The organism is Stenotrophomonas sp. MMGLT7 (assembly GCF_021168555.1).
Lineage (GTDB): Bacteria > Pseudomonadota > Gammaproteobacteria > Xanthomonadales > Xanthomonadaceae > MMGLT7.
The window spans coordinates 1-3,051 of sequence record NZ_JAJOZS010000035.1 but is presented as its reverse complement, the minus strand read 5'-3'; the positions used below and the strand labels follow the sequence as shown (position 1 = coordinate 3,051).

The 3,051-nt window shown below is 64.9% G+C and carries 4 protein-coding genes; all 4 read right to left on the bottom strand.

The window, feature by feature from the left end:
- Nucleotides 1-525: DUF3304 domain-containing protein (locus LRX76_RS18655; RefSeq protein WP_231807129.1), on the bottom strand; the 525-nt coding region annotated here is incomplete at its 3' end.
- An 8-nt stretch (nucleotides 526-533) separates the two neighbouring features.
- Entirely contained in the window at nucleotides 534-1,085 is a 552-nt protein-coding gene (locus LRX76_RS18650) for a hypothetical protein (RefSeq protein WP_231807128.1), read from the bottom strand.
- Nucleotides 1,082-1,978: a DUF4123 domain-containing protein gene (locus LRX76_RS18645; protein ID WP_231807127.1), complete on the bottom strand. Its 897-nt coding sequence runs from the start codon at nucleotides 1,976-1,978 to the stop codon at nucleotides 1,082-1,084. Before LRX76_RS18645 ends, LRX76_RS18650 begins: the two co-directional genes overlap by 4 nt.
- A 17-nt stretch (nucleotides 1,979-1,995) precedes the next feature.
- A partial coding sequence (locus LRX76_RS18640) for a type VI secretion system Vgr family protein (protein ID WP_231807126.1) occupies nucleotides 1,996-3,051 on the bottom strand: 1,056 nt, incomplete at its 5' end.

The following is a 3,051-nucleotide window of genomic DNA, read 5'->3' as shown; positions in this document are numbered from 1 at the left end:
CTCGTCGTACGGCAGTTTCAGGCGCGGATGTGCCATGAACTGCTCGCTCATCGCCACTTCCACATGTCCGTCGCGATAGAAGTGGACTTCGAACGCCTTCGGCTTGCCAGGGGGCAACTCCGTCAGGTAGGCATCCTGCTCTTTCCATACAGCCCGATACCTGTCAAATACGCCCCCACCTTCCTCCACCTGATATTTGCACATGTCCGCAATCCAGCGGACCCGATACTTCTTCGGCAAGTTGGCCTCCATTCCCGAATACCATCTCACGCAGCAAGCCGACTTTCCACCGCCGGCATTGCCACGGCTGATGAATACATTGCCGCCCCATGTCCCATTCACGTAGAAACTACTGATGGTCCGATCCGTATAGTTGTAACTGTGAATCGGGATGTTCACCAGCCCGCTGCTTTGCGGCACAGGCGGCCTTTCGGGGGAAGCCGCATAAGATTCATTCGAGCCTCCCTGGCACGCCAGCAGCACCAGCAGCACCAGCGGCAGCATCCAACCCGTATGCTTTGCCATCCGCTCCTTCACATCGATACCCTCTGCCGGCGCACCAGCATGTCTTCGCGCGTGATCTCCAACGGCACGCCGCCTTTCGTGCGAACTTCCCTTGGCATCCAATCGAGTTGCACCGCCATCGACTTCGGCTCGGCATCGGCTGGCACGACCGGCTCCGTCACGAACTCGATGTAGCTGACGTTTGTGGAGTACTCGTTCCATGGCACGCGCTCGTCGTGCAGTTCGTGCCGCATCCGCGTGATCCTGATCCGGAATTCCTCGCACCCCTGGCAAGACTTGAACTCGGCCAGCGCGACGGCAGGATTGAACTCGGCCTCGTACTTCTCTGCAAAACGTGGGCTCATGTAGCGCCGGGCCTGGGCACGATCCGCATCCACCGTCTGCCTGACCCGGGTGAAGCGGCCCTGCACGTAGGCGGCCAGAGCCTGCTCGTATGCGGGATCGATCGCTGTTTCGGACATGTCCCGCGTCACCTCGGAAAGTGGGTCAGCGGTCCATGCTACGTCGATTGGCCCCCATAGCCCCAGCACCGCCACTACGTACTGCAATGCCTTGTTCATGGTCTTCGCCCCTCCATTTCCGCCTTGGAAACCGCATCTGCCAGGCTCAATCCCGTATGCAGCATTTGCTCCCACACTTCCTGCCAGCGTGGTTGGCGGTGGAACTCGGCGCCGTGTTCCATCGCAAGTTCACAATAGCGCAGGACATCGGCGAACCGGGCCGCTCCGCAGGCCGCTGCATTCGATCGCTGTAAGGCGATGAACGCCAGCCTGTCACCTGGCGCAATACGAAAGAACTGCTCGGGTTTGCGCAATCCAAGAAATCGTGCCAGCTGATGCAACTCGGACACGGCCTGCAGGCGCCGATGCTGTTCGTCGGATACCAGCATCGGGGGTACGAATGGATCCACCGGCCCTGGTTCGGTCAGGGGCGCGTACTGCAATTGAAACGAGGCATCGAGAAAATGCCAGCGGCTGCCCAGCGCGAAGAAAGGATGCGGCGGGATCTGGTCCCATGCTTCATGAATGACCGGCAGCAAGCGAGGGTCGTAGCAACGGAACAGCGCGTCCCCTTCCGGCAGCCGTGCGGTCAGGCGCCTCGACAGCCGGGTCGCCATCTCGTCCGCCGGTAATGCACCGATGAGCCAGGTCACTCCATCGGACAACAGGGCCTGCTCCACGCTGTAACCCAGGAGAGTCTTGTCGTGGCCGGACGCATCTCCCAAACCCATCTGCCACGCGGCCAATGACTCGGCCTCCGCTTCCGGATGCGAGGCGAACAGGTTGCGGCCTCCACTGCGCTTCAACAATTCAAGCCATTCCTCGGCGTTTTCCACCGCGGCAAGGTCGATGGTCGCATATAGATACCCACCGATCGCCTGGAACGAGCCCAACAGCGCCGCCGCAATCCCATCGGCACGTGGGCGCTGCGCCTCAGGCAGGGGCAATCGCATTCGGGGCAAAGCCGTCATCATCGGACCACGAACGCCTGTGCTGACTGCGCCGCACGCTTGATGCACTCCACACAGATGTTCTGCGGGAACTGCGGCAACGGATAAGCCTGCTGCACCGGCCCGACGAAGGACTTCTTGCTTGCATGCACGCGGATGTTGCCCGGACAGGCGAAGGTGATGTTGCCGCCTTCGATCGTCACGCTGGCGCCGCCGGCGGTGGCCAGGTGCACCGTCTTGCCCGCCGCCAGTTCCACCGCCGCGTTGGCGCTGACCACCTTCAGGCCCTGCCGCGAGCGCAGCCGCACTTCGTCGCCCTGCGCCTGCACGTCCAACTCGCCCTCGCCGCTCACCACGCTCAGCGTGGTCGCCTCCTGCGTGCCTTCCACCGCCGCCGCCAGCAGGCCGATCGCCTGGCCGCTATGCAGCCGCGCGTCGCCGGCGATCGCCGCCTCGCTGCCCTGGCCGCTGCCCAGCGTCAGCGTCTCGCCCACGCTCCAGTGCAGGCTCTGGCCCGCGACCAGGCCGATCCCCGCCGGCGCCGCCAGCCCCAGCAGCGGATCGCCCAGCTGCGGCACCTTGCCTTCGCCCGGTGCCGCATCGTGTTCGCCGGCCGCGCCCTGCGCCTGGTCGTAGGCCTCCCCCGGCACCGTCGTCTTCACGCTGGTCAGCAGCGCCTGCAGCGGCGCCTGCTCGCCGATCAGGCGGCTGTGCCCGGCCTGGCCGGCGCCTTCGTGCGCGGCCAGCTTCACCGTCAGGTGCGTGGCCGCCGCCTGCGAGAACGTCTGCCCCAGTTTCTGCAACTGCGTCAGCAGGGCCGTGGGCTGCACCGCCTCGCCGGCCGGGGTCGTGCCGGCGTGGCCATAGGCCGTCAGCCACAGCCCCGACTGGCCGCGCACCGCGCCCCAGGCGTCGCTGCGCAGTTCGAAGCCCTCGCCGCGGAAGCTGCCGCGGTAGTTGTCGGCCTGGTGGACCAGATGCCCCAGGTTCAATTGCGTCTGCGCCTGGGTGGTCGCCAGCTGCAGCCTCAGCTGCGCGTCGCTGTCGTCGAACACCAGCTGGCTGTAGCCGCTGCC

Coding starts and splice junctions, on each gene's coding strand:
- LRX76_RS18650 (WP_231807128.1), bottom strand. CDS start 1,085: ATGAACAAGGCATTGCAGTACGTAGTGGCGGTGCTGGGGCTATGGGGG.
- LRX76_RS18645 (WP_231807127.1), bottom strand. CDS start 1,978: ATGCGATTGCCCCTGCCTGAGGCGCAGCGCCCACGTGCCGATGGGATT.